This window comes from Sphaerotilus natans (genome assembly GCF_900156335.1).
Lineage (GTDB): Bacteria > Pseudomonadota > Gammaproteobacteria > Burkholderiales > Burkholderiaceae_C > Sphaerotilus > Sphaerotilus natans.
In genome coordinates, this window is sequence record NZ_FTMZ01000001.1 from 126,184 (window position 1) to 140,386 (window position 14,203).

Annotated in this window: 14 protein-coding genes; 4 read left to right on the forward strand and 10 right to left on the reverse strand. The window is 70.5% G+C overall.

All coding sequences use genetic code 11. The features are described from left to right. Nucleotides 1-70 precede the first annotated feature (70 nt). Nucleotides 71-799: a CoA pyrophosphatase gene (locus tag BW996_RS00610; protein ID WP_051631670.1), complete on the forward strand. Its 729-nt coding sequence runs from the start codon at nt 71-73 to the stop codon at nt 797-799. Further along, on the forward strand, nt 796-1,788 hold the full coding sequence (locus BW996_RS00615) for a CobD/CbiB family protein (protein WP_037479322.1): 993 nt from the start codon (nt 796-798) through the stop codon (nt 1,786-1,788). The genes BW996_RS00610 and BW996_RS00615 overlap by 4 nt, the downstream gene beginning before the upstream one ends. A gap of 32 nt (nt 1,789-1,820) precedes the next feature. On the opposite strand, the gene BW996_RS00620 is transcribed toward BW996_RS00615, so the two are convergent. Further along, entirely contained in the window at nt 1,821-2,462 is a 642-nt protein-coding gene (locus BW996_RS00620; RefSeq protein ID WP_051631662.1) for a LysE/ArgO family amino acid transporter, read from the reverse strand. 75 nt (nt 2,463-2,537) lie between these two features. Here BW996_RS00620 and BW996_RS00625 point away from each other — a divergent pair, with 75 nt between their 5' ends. After that, nucleotides 2,538-3,440, forward strand: coding sequence for a LysR family transcriptional regulator ArgP (locus tag BW996_RS00625; RefSeq protein ID WP_037479319.1), 903 nt, complete (start codon nt 2,538-2,540; stop codon nt 3,438-3,440). 16 nt (nt 3,441-3,456) lie between these two features. Here the strand turns inward: BW996_RS00625 and rsgA are convergent, their stop codons facing one another. Then, complete coding sequence (gene rsgA, locus BW996_RS00630) at nt 3,457-4,371, reverse strand: ribosome small subunit-dependent GTPase A (RefSeq protein ID WP_037479316.1); 915 nt, start codon at nt 4,369-4,371, stop codon at nt 3,457-3,459. 10 nt (nt 4,372-4,381) lie between these two features. Next, the gene (locus tag BW996_RS00635; RefSeq protein ID WP_037479416.1) at nt 4,382-5,647 is read right to left on the reverse strand and encodes a M48 family metallopeptidase; all 1,266 of its coding nucleotides are present in this window, start codon (nt 5,645-5,647) and stop codon (nt 4,382-4,384) included. 58 nt (nt 5,648-5,705) lie between these two features. Here BW996_RS00635 and orn point away from each other — a divergent pair, with 58 nt between their 5' ends. Then, nucleotides 5,706-6,302, forward strand: coding sequence for an oligoribonuclease (gene orn, locus BW996_RS00640; protein WP_037479409.1), 597 nt, complete (start codon nt 5,706-5,708; stop codon nt 6,300-6,302). A gap of 33 nt (nt 6,303-6,335) precedes the next feature. On the opposite strand, the gene BW996_RS00645 is transcribed toward orn, so the two are convergent. The 7 genes from BW996_RS00645 to BW996_RS00675 all read right to left on the reverse strand — a co-directional run bounded on the left by BW996_RS00645 (nt 6,336) and on the right by BW996_RS00675 (nt 14,158). Continuing rightward, the gene (locus tag BW996_RS00645; protein ID WP_051631661.1) at nt 6,336-6,923 is read right to left on the reverse strand and encodes a CAP domain-containing protein; all 588 of its coding nucleotides are present in this window, start codon (nt 6,921-6,923) and stop codon (nt 6,336-6,338) included. Nucleotides 6,924-7,027: 104 nt separating this feature from the next. Then, nucleotides 7,028-7,501 (reverse strand): MarR family winged helix-turn-helix transcriptional regulator, encoded by a 474-nt coding sequence (locus tag BW996_RS00650; protein WP_037479314.1) that lies wholly within the window; start codon nt 7,499-7,501, stop codon nt 7,028-7,030. 47 nt (nt 7,502-7,548) lie between these two features. Beyond that, nucleotides 7,549-9,372 (reverse strand): acyl-CoA dehydrogenase family protein, encoded by a 1,824-nt coding sequence (locus BW996_RS00655; protein WP_037479312.1) that lies wholly within the window; start codon nt 9,370-9,372, stop codon nt 7,549-7,551. Next, on the reverse strand, nt 9,369-10,088 hold the full coding sequence (locus BW996_RS00660) for an ABC transporter ATP-binding protein (protein WP_037479310.1): 720 nt from the start codon (nt 10,086-10,088) through the stop codon (nt 9,369-9,371). Before BW996_RS00660 ends, BW996_RS00655 begins: the two co-directional genes overlap by 4 nt. 28 nt (nt 10,089-10,116) lie before the next feature. Then, complete coding sequence (locus tag BW996_RS00665) at nt 10,117-11,913, reverse strand: branched-chain amino acid ABC transporter ATP-binding protein/permease (protein ID WP_076458456.1); 1,797 nt, start codon at nt 11,911-11,913, stop codon at nt 10,117-10,119. Further along, nucleotides 11,900-12,937 carry a branched-chain amino acid ABC transporter permease gene (locus tag BW996_RS00670; RefSeq protein WP_037479308.1) on the reverse strand — a complete coding sequence of 346 codons (1,038 nt, stop codon included), beginning with the start codon at nt 12,935-12,937 and terminating at the stop codon, nt 11,900-11,902. Before BW996_RS00670 ends, BW996_RS00665 begins: the two co-directional genes overlap by 14 nt. A gap of 51 nt (nt 12,938-12,988) precedes the next feature. Then, complete coding sequence (locus BW996_RS00675) at nt 12,989-14,158, reverse strand: ABC transporter substrate-binding protein (protein ID WP_051631659.1); 1,170 nt, start codon at nt 14,156-14,158, stop codon at nt 12,989-12,991. Between the last annotated feature and the right edge of the window lie 45 nt (nt 14,159-14,203).

Genomic DNA, 14,203 nt, shown 5'->3' on the forward strand with positions numbered 1-14,203 from the left:
GTCAGATCATCGGCAAAGCTGCAAGGCCGCCTTCGGGCGGCCTTGTCATTTTCGGCCTATGCTGGAAAGCATGGCCCGACCCCCGCTCATCCGTGATCCGCGCGCCGTGCCGGTGCTGCGCGTCGACGATCACCTGCCCGCGCTGCCGCCGCAGCAGCTGCTGCCGCCGGTCTTGCGGCATGTCTTCGCCACCGCGCCGACCGACTGGCCGCCCGAGCTTCCCGGCGATGGTGGCGGCCCTCTCGCCGACCGCGCGCCGGCCGCTGCCGCGGTCCTCGTGCCGCTGGTGCCGCGCGACGATGGCCTGCGGGTGCTGCTGACCCGCCGCACCGACCACCTGCGCGACCATGCCGGCCAGATCAGCTTTCCCGGCGGCCGCGTCGATCCGGGCGAGACCGATCCGGTGGTGACCGCGCTGCGCGAGGCGCGCGAGGAGGTGGGCCTGGATGCACGCCATGTCGAGGTGATCGGTGCGCTGCCGGTCTACACCACCGTGACCGCCTACCGGGTCACGCCGGTGGTCGCGCTGGTGCACCCGCCCTTCGAACTCTCGCTCGACGCCTTCGAGGTGGCCGAGGCCTTCGAGGTGCCGCTGCAGTTCCTGATGACGCCGGCCCATCACCGCATCCACCAGCTCGACGGCGATGCCGGCAGGCGCTTCCTGTCGATGCCATGGCGTGAGGGCGAGCGCGAATATTTCATCTGGGGAGCGACGGCCGCGATGCTGCGCAACCTCTACCACTTCCTGGCGCGGGCTCAGGCGGGAGCGGCATCGGCACCGCTATCATTCGTGACATGAGTTTTCTTGCCGTCCTGCTGGCCCTGATCGTCGAGCAGCTGCGTCCGCTGCCGCAGGGCAATCCTGTGCATGAGTCCCTGATCGACTGGGCGCGCTGGACGGCGCGCAACTTCGACGCCGGCCGCGAGCACCATGCCTGGGTGGTCTGGGCGGTCACGCTGAGCGTGCCCTCGCTGCTGGTGTTCGGCGTGTTCAAGCTGCTGGACCACTACAGCGTGCTGCTGGCCCTGCTGTGGAATCTGGTGGTGCTCTACCTGACGCTGGGTTTCCGCCAGTTCAGCCATCACTTCACCGACATCCGCGATGCGCTCGAGCAGGGCCAGGAGGAGCGCGCGCGCACGGTGCTGCAGCAGTGGCGCCATCTCGATGCCAGCGAGCTGCCGCGCACCGAGCTGCTGCGCCATGTCATCGAGCATGCGCTGCTGGCCGCGCATCGCCATGTCTTCGGCGTGTTCTTCTGGTTCGTGCTGGGCTCGGCGATGGGGCTGGGGCCGGTCGGCGCGGTGGTCTACCGCATGGCCGAGTTCTGCTCGCGCTACTGGGCCTTCAAGACCCGCGCCGAGGTCGCAGCGGTCAACGAGGGGCTGTCGCGGCGCTCGCAGCTGGCCTTCTCGGTGCTCGACTACGGGCCGGCGCGCATGACGGCCGCTGGCTTCGCGGTGGTCGGCAACTTCGAGGAGGCGGTCGACGGCTGGCGTCAGCACGCCGGCCTCTGGAAGAACGACAACGACGGCATCCTGCTGTCGGCCGCTGCCGGCGCCTGCGGCGTGTCGCTCGGGGGCGCGCCGGCGCCGGTCATCGCGCCTGGGTCCGTGTCGACGACCTTCGACGCGATGCTGCCGGTCGACGAGGATGATGGCCAGGGCAGCATGCCGGGCGCGGCCCCGACGCTGGCGCATCTGCGCTCGGTGGTCGGGCTGGTCTGGCGCTCGATGGTGCTGTGGATGCTGCTGCTGGCGCTGCTGTCGCTGGCCAATCTGCTCGGCTGAGGTCGTTCGCGCGCCTGCCGCCAGTGTCTGGCTCAGGGGTGCAGCGAGCGCATCGTCAGCCCGCCGGCCAGGCCCATCATCATCAGCGCGACGCTGGCATCGAAGATCCGCCAGGTCTGCGGGCGGCGGAACAGCGGCGCCAGCCGGCCGGCCGCCCAGGCCAGCAGCGTGAACCACAGCAGGCTCGACGAGGCCGCGCCGGCCGCGAAGGCCCAGCGCCCATCCGCCCCTTGCGCATTGGCCAGCGAGCCGATCAGCACCGTGGTGTCCAGCCAGGCATGCGGATTGAGCCAGCTGAAGGCGGCGGCCTGCAGCATCACCCGCCCGCGGCCGACCGGCGCGTCATCCTCGCGGCTGCTCAGTCCGGATGCTGCCGGCTGCCAGGCCCGCCGGGCGGCCTGCCAGCCATAGACCGACAGGAACAGGATGCCGGCCACCGTGATCACTGGCACCACCATCGGCAGCCGGTCCGACACCAGGCCGATGCCGGCGGTGCCCAGCGCGATCAGCAGCACGTCCGACAGCGTGCACACCGCGACGACCGCGCCCACATGCTCGCGCCGGATGCCCTGGCGCAGGATGAAGGCGTTCTGCGCGCCGATCGCGATGATCAGGCCGGCGCAGGTCGCCATGCCCAGGAAGTAGGTCGAGAGGGAAAAGGTGCTGAAGCTCATGGCCGCCAGCGTAGGCGTCGCCTCGCATGCAGACCAGCTAAACTTCCTAAGCATGATTAAGCTGTACTTCACTTCATGATCGATCTGGTGGCGCTGCGGGCGCTGGCGATGGTGCTGCGCCTGGGCTCCTTCGAGCGGGCCGCGCGCGAGCTGCATGTGACGCCCTCGGCGATCTCGCAGCGGGTGCGTGCGCTGGAAGATCGCCTGGGCTGCATGCTGGTGGTGCGCGCCAGCCCGGCCGAGGCCACGCCCGAGGGCGCGCGGCTGTATCGGCATTTCCTGCAGATCGAGCTGCTCGAGGCCGATCTGCGCGAAGACCTGCGGCCGCTGGCCGAGGTCGATCCGGTCGGGCCGCGCAGCATTCCGATCGCGGTCAACGCCGACAGCCTGGCGACCTGGGTGGTCCCGGCGCTGTCGGACTTCCACGCCCGCACCGGCGACACGGTGGCGCTGCAGGTCGATGACCAGGACCACACCCGCGAGTGGCTGAAGAATGGCACCGTCGTTGGCGCGGTCACCGCTGCGGCCGAGCCGGTGGCCGGCTGCCGGGTCGACGCGCTGGGCTCGATGCGCTATGTCGCGGCGGTCAGCCCGGATTTCCGCGCCCGCCATTTCGAGGGCCGCTCGCTGGCCGAGGGCTTTCGGCAGGCGCCGATGCTGGTCTTCAACCAGAAGGACCTGATGCAGCACCGCTTCCTGACCCAGGCGGCCGGGCAGGACTGCGTGCCGCCGCAGTGGTGGGTGCCCTCGACGCAGGGCTTTCTGGATGCGGCGCTGGCCGGCCTGGGCTGGGGCCTGCATCCGCGCCCGCTGGTGGCCGAGATGCTGGCCGACGGCCGGCTGGTCGACCTCTGCCCCGGCCACAGCCTGACGATCACGCTCTACTGGCAGAGCTGGCGGCTGGAGTCGGCACGGGTGAAGCAGCTGCGCGAGTGCCTGTGGCGAGCGGCGGCGGCCGTGCTCGAGCCGGTGGTCTGAGCGGGCCGCTGGCGCCTCACCAGCGCGTGCGGGTCAGCTCCTCGCGCAGGTCGAGGTAGATGCGGTGGCGGATGTCGGTGATCTCGCCGCGCTCCAGCGCCGCCAGCACCTGGCAGCCGGGCTCATGGTCGTGGCTGCAGTTGGCGAAGCGGCATTCGCCCAGGTGGCGGGCGAAGTCGGGCATCAGCGCGGCCAGATCGGCCACCGGCACCTGGCGCAGGCCGAATTCCTGGAAGCCGGGCGAGTCGATCAGCGCCGCCTCGTGGGCCCTGTCGAGCCAGTACCAGCGGGTGTGCGTGGTGGTGTGGCGGCCGGAGTTCAGCGCGGTCGAGATCTCGCCGACCTGCGCGGCCGCATCCGGCACCAGCAGATTGACCAGCGTGCTCTTGCCGGTGCCCGAGGGACCGAGTACCAGCGTGGCGCCGCTGGAGAGCGCGGCCAGGCGCTCGCGGGCCTCGTCGGGGCGGGTCTTCAGCGCCACCTCGATGATCGGGTGGCCCATCGCCGCGTAGGGCGCCAGGCGCTCGCGCGCGGCGGCCGCGGCCTCCGTCAGGTCGGTCTTGTTGAGCAGGATGTGCGCCGGGATGCCCGCATGCGCGGCGGCGATCAGCGCGCGGGTGAGCTGGCTCTCGCTGAAGACCGGCTCGGCGGCGACCATCACCAGCAGCCGGTCGAGGTTGGCGGCGAAGGACTTGGTCTTCCACTCGTCCTGGCGGTAGAACAGGTTGCGCCGCGGCTCGATGGCCTCGATCACGCCCTCGTGGCCGCGGCTGTCGGTGACCTGCCAGCGCACCCGGTCGCCGACGACGCAGTCGCTCTTCTTGCCGCGGGTGCTGCACTGGACCTCGCGGCCCTCGGGCGTCTCGACGATGTAGTGGCGGCCGTGGCCGGCGATGACGCGGCCGATGTCGAGTTCGATGGTTTGCGGCATGAAGCGGGGGTCAGCGCCCGGCCAGCGCGGCGAGGCGCTCCGACGCGGGCGGGTGGGAATAGTGGAAGCGCACGTACACCGGGTCCGGCGTCAGCGTCGAGGCATTGTCCTGGAAGAGCTTGAGCAGCGCGGCGCGCAGATCGGCGCCCGAGGCCTGGCGGCAGGCGTAGGCATCGGCCTCGAACTCGTGGCGGCGCGAGCTGGCGGCGGTCAGCGGCGCCAGCAGGAAGCCGAACACCGGCCCGGCCAGCATCAGCAGCAGCAGCGCCAGCGCGTGATTGGGCGCGAGCATGTTGGGCTGCACGCCCAGGCCGGTGTAGAAGGCGGCCTGGCCCATCAGCCAGCCCAGCAGCGCCAGGCTGGCCAGCCACACGCCCATCAGCGTCAGGATGCGCTTCGGGACATGGCGGTGGTGGAAATGGCCCAGCTCGTGCGCCAGCACCGCCTCCACCTCACCGGGCGTCAGCCGCGACAGCAGCGTGTCGAAGAACACCACCCGCTTGGAGGCACCGAAGCCGGTGAAGTAGGCGTTGGCATGCGCCGAGCGGCGCGAGCCGTCCATCACGAACAGCCCCTGCGCACGAAAGCCGCAGCGCTGCATCAGCGCCTCGACGCGGCCTTTCAGCGCCTCGTCGGCCAGCGGCTGGAACTTGTTGAACATCGGCGCGATGACGGTCGGATAGACGACCTGCATCAGCAGCGTGAAGCCCGCCAGCGCCGCGAAGGCCCACAGCCACCACAGCGGCCCGGCCGCGGCCATCAGCCACAGCACCAGCGCCAGCAGCGGCACGCCGACCACCGCGCCGACCACCGCGCCGACGGCCGCGTCCTTCAGCCACAGCCCGAAGGTCATGCGGTTGAAGCCGAAGCGCTGCTCCAGCCGGAAGGTGCGCCACAGGTCGAAGGGCAGGTCGATCAGGCTGCCGATCACGCTGACGGCCATCACCAGCGCGATCTGGTAGGCCAGATCGCCCCCGCGCGGCAGCACGGCATCGCGCACCGCGATGTTGAGCAGGTCCAGTCCGCCCAGCAGCGTCCAGCCCAGCAGCACTGCGCTGCCCCAGGCGGTGGTCAGCAGCTCCAGGCGCTGGCGCGCGATCGTGTAGTCGGCGGCCTTGCGGTGGGCCTCCAGCGTGACGGTGCCGGCGAAGTCGGCCGGCACCGCGTCGCGGTGGCGCGCCACGTGGCGGATCTGGCGGCCGATCAGCCACAGCCGCAGCACCAGCCGCAGCACCACGGCGGCGGCGAAGACGGACATCACGACAAGCGAGTTCATGCGCGGCATTCTCGCCGATGGCGCGTGGGAAAATCCCGGCCTTCCGATGGAGTCCCCGATGTCCGACCTGACTGTTCCCGCCAGCCCCGAAGCCCCGGCGGTTCCCGAGCTCGCCCGCCATGACCAGAACCTGATCTGGGTCGACATGGAGATGACCGGCCTCGATCCGATGACCGACCGCATCATCGAGATCGCCGTCGTCGTCACCGACGCGCAGCTCAACGTGCGCGTCGAGGGCCCGGTGATCGCGGTGCACCAGTCCGACGCGGTGCTCGACCGCATGGACGCCTGGAACAAGGGCACGCATGGCAAGAGCGGCCTGATCGACCGCGTCAAGGCTTCGACGATCGACGAGGACGCCGCGCAGCTGCAGGTGATCGAGTTCCTGCGCAAGTACGTCAGCGCCAAGGCCTCGCCGATGTGCGGCAACAGCATCTGCCAGGACCGCCGCTTCATGGCCAACTACATGAAGCGCCTGGAGGCCTTCTTCCACTACCGCAACGTCGATGTCTCGACGCTGAAGGAGCTGGCGCGGCGCTGGCAGCCCGGTCTGGTCGAGGGCTTCAAGAAGCACCAGAAGCACACCGCGCTGGCCGACATCCACGAGTCGATCGACGAGCTGCAGTACTACCGCCAGCACATCCTGAAGATCTGAGCCTGAGCCCGGCGGCCGCCGGGGGGGCGAGCCTCAGCGCTGGCCGAGCATCAGCACCCAGTAGCTGCCGTACCGCGCGGTGCTGGAGGGCGTGCAGGCCAGCGCGACATCCTGGACATTGGCGTTCATCAGGTTGCTGCAGTGTCCGGCGCTGGCCAGCCAGCCCTGAAGCGCGGCTTCGGCCGAGGTGTAGCCCGCGCCGATGTTCTCGCTGACCTGATCGCTGGCGTAGCCGGCCCGCCGGGCGCGGCTGGCGGGCGTCGAGCCGTCCAGACCGACGTGATCGAAGTAGTTGCTGCCGGCCATGTCGCTGGCATGGGCCTGCGCGGCGCTGGCCAGCGTGCTGCTCCAGCTCAGCGCGCCGGCCGCTGCGAAGCGGGTGTCGCCGCACTGGCGTGCCTGCGTGCGCAGCAGGTTGATCCGCGCCTGGATGCGTGCCGAAGCGCCGGCCACGTCGCTGCAGCCGAGGCTGCTGGTCGAGCTGGCGCTGCCGTCGGCGCCGTCACTGCCGCCGCCGCTGGTCGTGCTGGCGCCGCCGCAGCCGCCCAGCAGCAGCGCGATCAGGCTGGCTGCCGTGGCTGTTCGAATCCGGCTTCCCGGCCTGGAACCTGTCGTAACCATTGTTTCTTCCTCCCGTCGAGAAGGGCGATTCTTCCGGGTCGGAATGTTTCAATGGGTTGGGCAGGTGTGAGGGCGCGTCTTCTTGCGTGTTGATGTGTTGCGATTCAGTCCGCGGCGCTGACCTGGTGGCGCGCCACCTTGTCGAGCAGCTCGATCAGCATCGCGCGCTCGGCGCGGCTGAGCGCGCCGTCGAGGTCGGCTTCCATCGCGGGCGTGCGCGCCAGCGCCAGGTCGGTCAGCGCCCGGCCGGCCGAGCTCAGCAGCACATGCTGCGAGCGCCGGTCGGTCTCGCTGCGGATGCGCTCGATCAGGCCGCGCTCCTGCATGCGGTCGAGCATGATCGTCAGGTTCGGCGCCGACAGCGCCAGCGCCTGCGCCAGCTGCTTCGGGGTCAGCCGGGTGTTGGCGTCGAGCAGCATCAGCAGCGAATAGTCGACCGGGCGCAGGTCGAGCGGCTGGCCGACATGGCGCAGGAACATTGCCTGCGTCGTGACCCGCGCACGGGCGACGTGGTAGCCGACGACATCGCCGAGCACGCCCTGGCGGACCGGATTCTTCTTGGCGGGGGAGGTGTCCATGCCGCCATCTTGCCCGGACTCGGGCGGCGGGCCCGCAGGCGAGCGGCTCAGAGGCCCGGCCACGCCAGCTCCGGCACGCCGGATTCGATGCGCGTCCAGCGCCAGCGCGAGGCCGGCAGCAGCCAGTCGCGGCCGTGGGCGCACAGGGCCTGCAGGCGCTGGCGGCGCGCCGCGTCCGCCTCACCCAGGCTGGCGCGCATCAGGCGCGCCCAGGCCCAGGCCAGCAGCGTATGGCCGAGCGCCTGCAGATAGTCGTCGGCGACCAGGAAGGGCAGGTCCGGCCGCGTCGCACGCTCGCGCTGCAGCGTCGCGGTGGCGCGCTCCAGGGTCGCGGCCTCCTCGCGCAGCAGCGCGGCCCAGCGCGCCAGGCCGGCTGCATCGCCTGCGGTCGTGGCCTCGGCCTGCGCGTCGAGCGTGTCGGCCTCCTCGCGCAGCACCCCGAGCAGCAGCGCCAGCCGCCCCGGCCGGTCGAGCACCTTGCGCATCAGCAGGTCGATGGCCTGGATCTCGTTGGTGCCTTCGTAGATCAGCGCGATGCGGCTGTCGCGCACATGCTGCTCGATGCCCCAGTCGTGCACATAGCCGTGGCCGCCGAGCACGCCCAGCGCCGCGTTGGCGCCGTGGTGGCCCAGGTGGGTCAGGAAAGCCTTGACCACCGGCGTGAGCAGGGCGACCAGATCGTGGCGCTGGGCGCGCACCGCCGCGTCCGGGTGGTGCTCGGCCTCGTCGAGCAGCAGCGCCGTCCAGTAGGCGATGACGCGCGCGCCCTCGGTCTGCGTCTGCAGGTCGAGCAGGATGCGGCGCATCGCCGGATGCCAGGCGATCGGATCGGGGCCGCGGGCGGCGGCCGTGTTGGCGCCGCTGCCGGCCGGGCGGCTCGGCGCGCGCAGCTGCAGCCGCTCCTGCGCGTAGTCCGAGGCGATGCGGGTGGCGGCCTCCAGGTGCCCCAGGCCCTGCATGCCGACATGCAGCCGCGCCGAGTTCATCATCAGGAACATCGCCGCCAGGCCGGCGTTGGGCTCGCCCAGGATCCAGCCCTCGGCCTGCTCGAAGCGCATCTGCGCGGTGGCGCTGCCCTTGATGCCCATCTTCTTCTCGATGCCGTCGCACCAGGCGCCGTTGCGCCGGCCGTCGGGCAGGATCTTGGGCACCAGCACCAGCGTCAGGCCCCGGGTGCCGTCCGGCGCGCCGGGCAGGCGCGCCAGCACCAGGTGGACGATGTTGTCCGTCATGTCCTGGTCGCCGCCGGAGATGAAGATCTTCTGGCCGGTGACCGTGACCGCCGCGCCGTTGACGACCGGCGCGGCCGCGTCCACCGGCTCGCAGCGGGTGCGGCTCAGGCCGAGGTCGCTGCCGGCCTGCGGCTCGGTCAGGTTCATCGTCGCCAGCCATTCGCCGCTGACGACCTTGGGCAGGTAGCGCTCGCGCAGCGCCGGCACCGCGTGGTGGCCGATGGCCTCGCAGGCGCCGTGCAGCAGGCCCGGATACATCGTCCAGGCGTGGTTGGCGCCCACCAGCATCTCGAAGAGCGCGGCGTTGAGCAGCTGCGGCAGGCCCTGGCCGCCGTCGGCGGGCGCGCAGGGCAGGGCGGGCCAGCCGCCCTCGACGAAGGCCTGCCAGGCGGCCGGGAAGCCGTCGGGCGTCGTCACCGAGCCATCAGGCCGCCAGGTGCAGCCCTGCAGGTCGGCCGGGCCGTTGAGCGGCGCGATCACGTCCTGCGCGAAGCGGCCGGCCTGCGCCAGCACCTCGCGCGCCAGATCGGCGTCGACCTCGGCGAAGTCGGGCATCGCGCGCCAGGAGGCCGGCGCGTCGAGCACCTGCTCGATGACGAAGCGCATGCGCTCCAGCGGAGGCGTGTAGCTCGTGCTCATTTCTTGGCGCCCAGATAGGTCTCGATGACACGCGGGTCGACCGCCAGCTCGCGCGCCGGGCCCTCCAGCGCGATCGCGCCGGTCTCCAGCACGTAGCCGTAGTCGGCCACTTCCAGCGCGGCGCGCGCGTTCTGCTCGATCAGCAGGATGGACACGCCGGTCTCGCGCAGCCGCTCGATGATGCGGAAGATCTCGCGCACGATCAGCGGCGCCAGGCCCAGGCTGGGCTCGTCGAGCATCAGCACCTTGGGCTGGCTCATCAGCGCGCGGCCGACGGCCAGCATCTGGCGCTCGCCGCCCGACATGGTGCCGGCCTGCTGGTCGCGGCGCTCCTTCAGGCGCGGGAACAGGTCGTAGACCCGTTCGAGCTGCTCCAGCCACTGGGCATTGCCGCGGCGCTTCTGGCGCCAGCCGCCCAGCACCAGGTTGTCCTCGACCGTCATCGTCGAGAACAGCTCGCGCTTCTCGGGCACCAGCGCCAGGCCGGCCATCACCCGCTCCTCGAGCGGCACGTCGATGATGTCGCGCCCGTCGAAGGTGATCGCGCCCCGGGCGGGCAGCACGCCCATCAGCGCGTTGAGCGTCGTCGACTTGCCGGCGCCGTTGGGGCCGATCACCGTCACCACGCTGCCCTGGGGCAGTCGCAGTTCCAGGCCAGAGAGCACCTCGGCCTTGCCGTAGCCGGCGCGCAGGCCGCGCACTTGCAGCAGATCCATCGTCCTTGTCTCCCGTGAAGGCTGAGTCTCAGTGCTCGGTGCCGAGGTAGGCGGCACGCACCTCGGGGCTGTCCTGCACCTCGGCCGGCGTGCCTTCGATCAGCTTGGTGCCGAACTCCATCACCACGATGCGGTCGGTCAGGTTCATCACGAAGTCCATGTCGTGCTCGACCAGCAGCAGGCTCATGCCCTCGGCCTTGAGCTGGCGCAGCACTGCGGCCAGCGCCTGCTTTTCCTTGTGGCGCAGGCCGGCGGCGGGCTCGTCGAGCAGCAGCAGCGCCGGGTCGGTGCACAGCGCGCGGGCGATCTCCATCAGCCGCGCCGGGCCCAGCGCCAGGTTGCCGGCCAGCTCATGCATCTGATCCTTCATGCCGATGCGTTCCAGCTGGCGCTCGGCCTCCTTGAACAGGCGTCGCTCCTCGTCGCGGTCCAGCCGCAGCATGGCCTGGGCCATGCCGGCCGAGCTGCGCAGGTAGCCGCCCAGCGCGACGTTCTCCAGCACCGTCATGTCGGGCAGCATCTTGACGTGCTGGAAGGTGCGGCTCATGCCGCGCCGCGCGATCTCGCGCGAGGCCAGCGCCGAGACGTCCTCGCCGCGGAAGCTGACCCGGCCGGAGGTCTTCGACAGCACGCCCGAGATCAGGTTGAAGGTGGTCGACTTGCCCGCGCCGTTCGGGCCGATCAGGCCGATGATCTCGCCGGCGCGGATCTGGAACGTCACGTCGTTGACCGCCACCAGGCCGCCGAACTGCTTGCGCACCCGGTCCACTTCGAGCAGCAGCTCGCCCGGCTGCGGCTTGCTGCGCTCGGGCAGCGGCGCGGCGTCGGCCCAGTCGCGCACCCGGCGCTTCTCCGGCAGGAAGCGCGCGAACAGGCGCTCGATGTGCGGCCACAGGCCTTCCGAGGCGTACTTCAGCACCACCACCAGCACCAGGCCGAAGACGATGACCTCGTAGTTGCCGCTGGTGCCGATCAGCCGCGGCAGCCAGTCCTTGAGCTGATCCTCGGTCAGCTTGACCAGCGCCGCGCCGGTGAAGGCGCCCCAGACATGGCCGACGCCGCCCAGCACCGCCATGAACAGGTACTCGATGCCCTTCGACAGCGAGAAGGGCGAGGGATTGACCGTGCGCTGGAAGTGCGCAAAGAGCCAGCCCGAGACCGAGGCCAGCATCGCCGCCAGCACGAAGATCTGCACCTTGTAGCGATAGGTCGAGATGCCCATGGCCTCGGCCATGGTCGTGCCGCCCTTGAGCGCGCGGATCGCCCGGCCGGTGCGCGAGTCCAGCAGGTGAATGACCGCCAGCGCCGCCAGCAGCGCGATCACCCAGATCACGTAGAAGTAGCTGCGCCCCGAGCCCAGGCTGGTGCCGAACAGCGTCAGCGCCGGCACGCCCAGGATGCCGTCGTACTTGCCCAGCATCTCCATGTTCGACATGGTGTAGTAGAGCGACAGCGCCCAGGCGATGGTCGCCAGCGGCAGGTAGTGGCCCGACATGCGCAGCGTGACAGCGGCCAGCACCAGCGCCACGAGCACGGTGATGCCCAGGCCGATGAACAGCGTCAGCCAGGGCGACAGGCCGACATTCACCGCCAGCGTGGCTGCGGTGTAGGCGCCGATGCCGACGAAGGCGGCCTGGCCGAAGGAGGTGAGCCCGGCCACGCCCGTCAGCAGCACCAGGCCGAGCGAGACGATGGCGTTCAGGCCGATGTAGTTGAGCTGGGTGATCCAGAACTCGGGAACCGGCAGGACCGGCAGCAGCGCGAGCAGCGCAGCGAAGGCAATGAACCAGCGTGTACGGGCCGACACCACGTCAATCCTCCTCATGATGCGGGTCACGCAGCGAACGCCACAGCAGGACCGGCAGGATGGAGGTGAACACGATCACCTCCTTGAACGAGCTGGCCCAGAACGAGCCGAACGATTCGAGCAGTCCGACGCCCATCGCGCCGACCAGGGCCAGCGGATAGCTCGACAGCCCGGCGAAGACCGCCGCGACGAAGCCCTTCAGGCCGATCAGGAAGCCCGAGTCGTAGAACACGGTGGTGGTCGGGCCGATCAGCAGGCCCGAGAGCGCGCCGATGAAGGCCGCCATCGTGAAGCTCAGCCGGCCGGCCTGCACCGTCGAGATGCCCATCAGCCGCGCGCCCAGGCGGTTGACCGCCGTCGCGCGCAGCGCCTTGCCGTACAGCGAGCGCTCGAAGAACAGCCACAGCATCACGATCAGCGCCGCCGAGGCCAGGAAGATGATGATCGTCTGGCCCGAGAGCATCAGCGGCCCGGCGGCGAAGCGCTCGTCCCAGAAGCTCGGGTTGCGGAAGCCCTCGGCGCCGAAGAACAGCAGGCCCAGGCCGAGCAGCGCGAAATGCACGCCCACCGAGACGATCAGCAGCACCAGCACGGTGGCATCGGCCAGCGACTCGTAGGCGAGCCGGTAGGTCAGCCCGCCCAGCGGCGTGACGATGGCCAGCGTCAGCAGCGCCTGCGCCACCAGCGGCAGCTGCATCGGCGCCACCGTGATGGCCAGCGCCGACACCGCCACCGGCACCGCCAGCGTCAGGCCGGCCTCGCGCAGCAGCAGCGTGGTCGGCCGGCCCTGGCGCAGGCCCTGCACCAGCGTGGTCAGTGCCACCAGCACCGCCATGATCAGCAGCAGCCAGACGGTGCCGGGCACCTGGCCGGTCTGCAGCAGTGCCAGCGTCAGCGCCCCGAAGGCGACGAACTCGCCCTGCGGGATGAAGATCACCCGGGTCACGGCGAAGAGCAGCACCGTCGCGGTGGCCAGGAGCGCGTAGACCGCGCCGTTGGTCACCCCGTCGAGTGCGAGGATGCTTGCGATCGAGAAGTCCATGGGTTCGTCTCGTGCGGGCCCGCGCCGCCAGCGGCCGCGGGCGGGCGGTTGTTACTCGACCTTCCAGTCGCCGTTGACCACCTTGAGGATCACGCCGGTCTCGGTGGTGAAGCCCCAGTGGTTGTCCTTCGCGTAGTTCAGGACGCCGTGCGAGACGACGGTGCGGCCCATCGTCTCGACCGCATCCTTCAGCGCGGCGCGGAATTCCGGCGTGCCGGGCTTGCCCTTCTTCAGCGCCACCGGAATCACCTTCTCCAGCACCAGCGCCGCGTCATAGGCATGGCCGGCGAACTGGTTGCGCGAGCCCGCGCCGTAGGCCTTCTCGTACTTCTGCACGAAGTCGAGCGCGACCTTCTTCGACGGGTGGCTCTCGGGCAGCTGCTCGCCGATCACCGCCGGGCCGGAGACGACGTAGGCGCCCTCGACGTCCTTGCCGCCGATGCGCATCAGGTCGCGGGTGGCGGCGGCGTGGGTCTGGTAGATCTTGCCCTTGTAGCCGCGCTCGACGACCGCCTTGTGCGGCATCGCCGCGCCCGAGCCCGAGGCCACGATCAGCATCGCGTCCGGGTTGGCCGAGACCAGCTTGAGCGCCTGCGCGGTCACGCTGGTGTCCGAGCGGGCGAAGCGCTCGGTGGCGATGATCTTGATCTCGGGCGCGACCTTGGCAGCCTCGGCCTGGAAGTCCTTCAGCCAGCTCTCGCCGTAGGCGTCGGTGTAGCCCAGGAAGCCGACCGACTTCACGCCGAGCTTCTTCATGTGGCCCAGCAGCGCGTGCGACATCACCGCGTTGGACTGCGGTAGCCGGAAGGCCCAGGCGTCCTTGCCCGCCTGCAGCACCGCCGGCGAGAACATGAAGTGCGGCGTGCTGGCGGCGGCGACCGTGTCGGACATCGCGATGGCCACCGGCGTGGCGGCCGAGCCCATGACGATGTCGGCCTTGTCCTGGGTGACGAAGCGCTGCGCGTTCTGCACGCCCTTGGTCGGGTCGGTGGCGTCATCGAGCACGATGACATTGAGCTTCTCGCCCGCGATCGAGGTCGGCCACAGCTTGATGGCATTGCCCATCGGAATGCCCAGGCCGCTGGCCGGACCGGTCAGCGGCAGCGACACCCCGATGGTGATGTCGGCCATCGCCGCACCCGACACCGCCCACAGCGCGGCGCTGGCGAGCAGGGTCTTCAGGGGCTTGCTGGCGTTCTTTTGCGTCTTGTGCGTCGTCATGTCTTCCTCCGGGGTCCGGTGAGGTGGTGGCACTGTGCCGTTGAG

Bases quoted from the DNA above. Each gene is read 5' to 3' on its own strand.
- BW996_RS00675 (WP_051631659.1), bottom strand. From the start codon at position 14,158: ATGACGACGCACAAGACGCAAAAGAACGCCAGCAAGCCCCTGAAGACC.
- BW996_RS00650 (WP_037479314.1), bottom strand. From the start codon at position 7,501: ATGGACACCTCCCCCGCCAAGAAGAATCCGGTCCGCCAGGGCGTGCTC.
- BW996_RS00615 (WP_037479322.1), top strand. From the start codon at position 796: ATGAGTTTTCTTGCCGTCCTGCTGGCCCTGATCGTCGAGCAGCTGCGT.
- BW996_RS00655 (WP_037479312.1), bottom strand. From the start codon at position 9,372: ATGAGCACGAGCTACACGCCTCCGCTGGAGCGCATGCGCTTCGTCATC.
- BW996_RS00670 (WP_037479308.1), bottom strand. From the start codon at position 12,937: ATGGACTTCTCGATCGCAAGCATCCTCGCACTCGACGGGGTGACCAAC.
- BW996_RS00610 (WP_051631670.1), top strand. From the start codon at position 71: ATGGCCCGACCCCCGCTCATCCGTGATCCGCGCGCCGTGCCGGTGCTG.
- BW996_RS00620 (WP_051631662.1), bottom strand. From the start codon at position 2,462: ATGAGCTTCAGCACCTTTTCCCTCTCGACCTACTTCCTGGGCATGGCG.
- BW996_RS00635 (WP_037479416.1), bottom strand. From the start codon at position 5,647: ATGAACTCGCTTGTCGTGATGTCCGTCTTCGCCGCCGCCGTGGTGCTG.
- orn (WP_037479409.1), top strand. From the start codon at position 5,706: ATGTCCGACCTGACTGTTCCCGCCAGCCCCGAAGCCCCGGCGGTTCCC.
- BW996_RS00660 (WP_037479310.1), bottom strand. From the start codon at position 10,088: ATGGATCTGCTGCAAGTGCGCGGCCTGCGCGCCGGCTACGGCAAGGCC.
- rsgA (WP_037479316.1), bottom strand. From the start codon at position 4,371: ATGCCGCAAACCATCGAACTCGACATCGGCCGCGTCATCGCCGGCCAC.
- BW996_RS00645 (WP_051631661.1), bottom strand. From the start codon at position 6,923: ATGGTTACGACAGGTTCCAGGCCGGGAAGCCGGATTCGAACAGCCACG.
- BW996_RS00625 (WP_037479319.1), top strand. From the start codon at position 2,538: ATGATCGATCTGGTGGCGCTGCGGGCGCTGGCGATGGTGCTGCGCCTG.
- BW996_RS00665 (WP_076458456.1), bottom strand. From the start codon at position 11,913: ATGAGGAGGATTGACGTGGTGTCGGCCCGTACACGCTGGTTCATTGCC.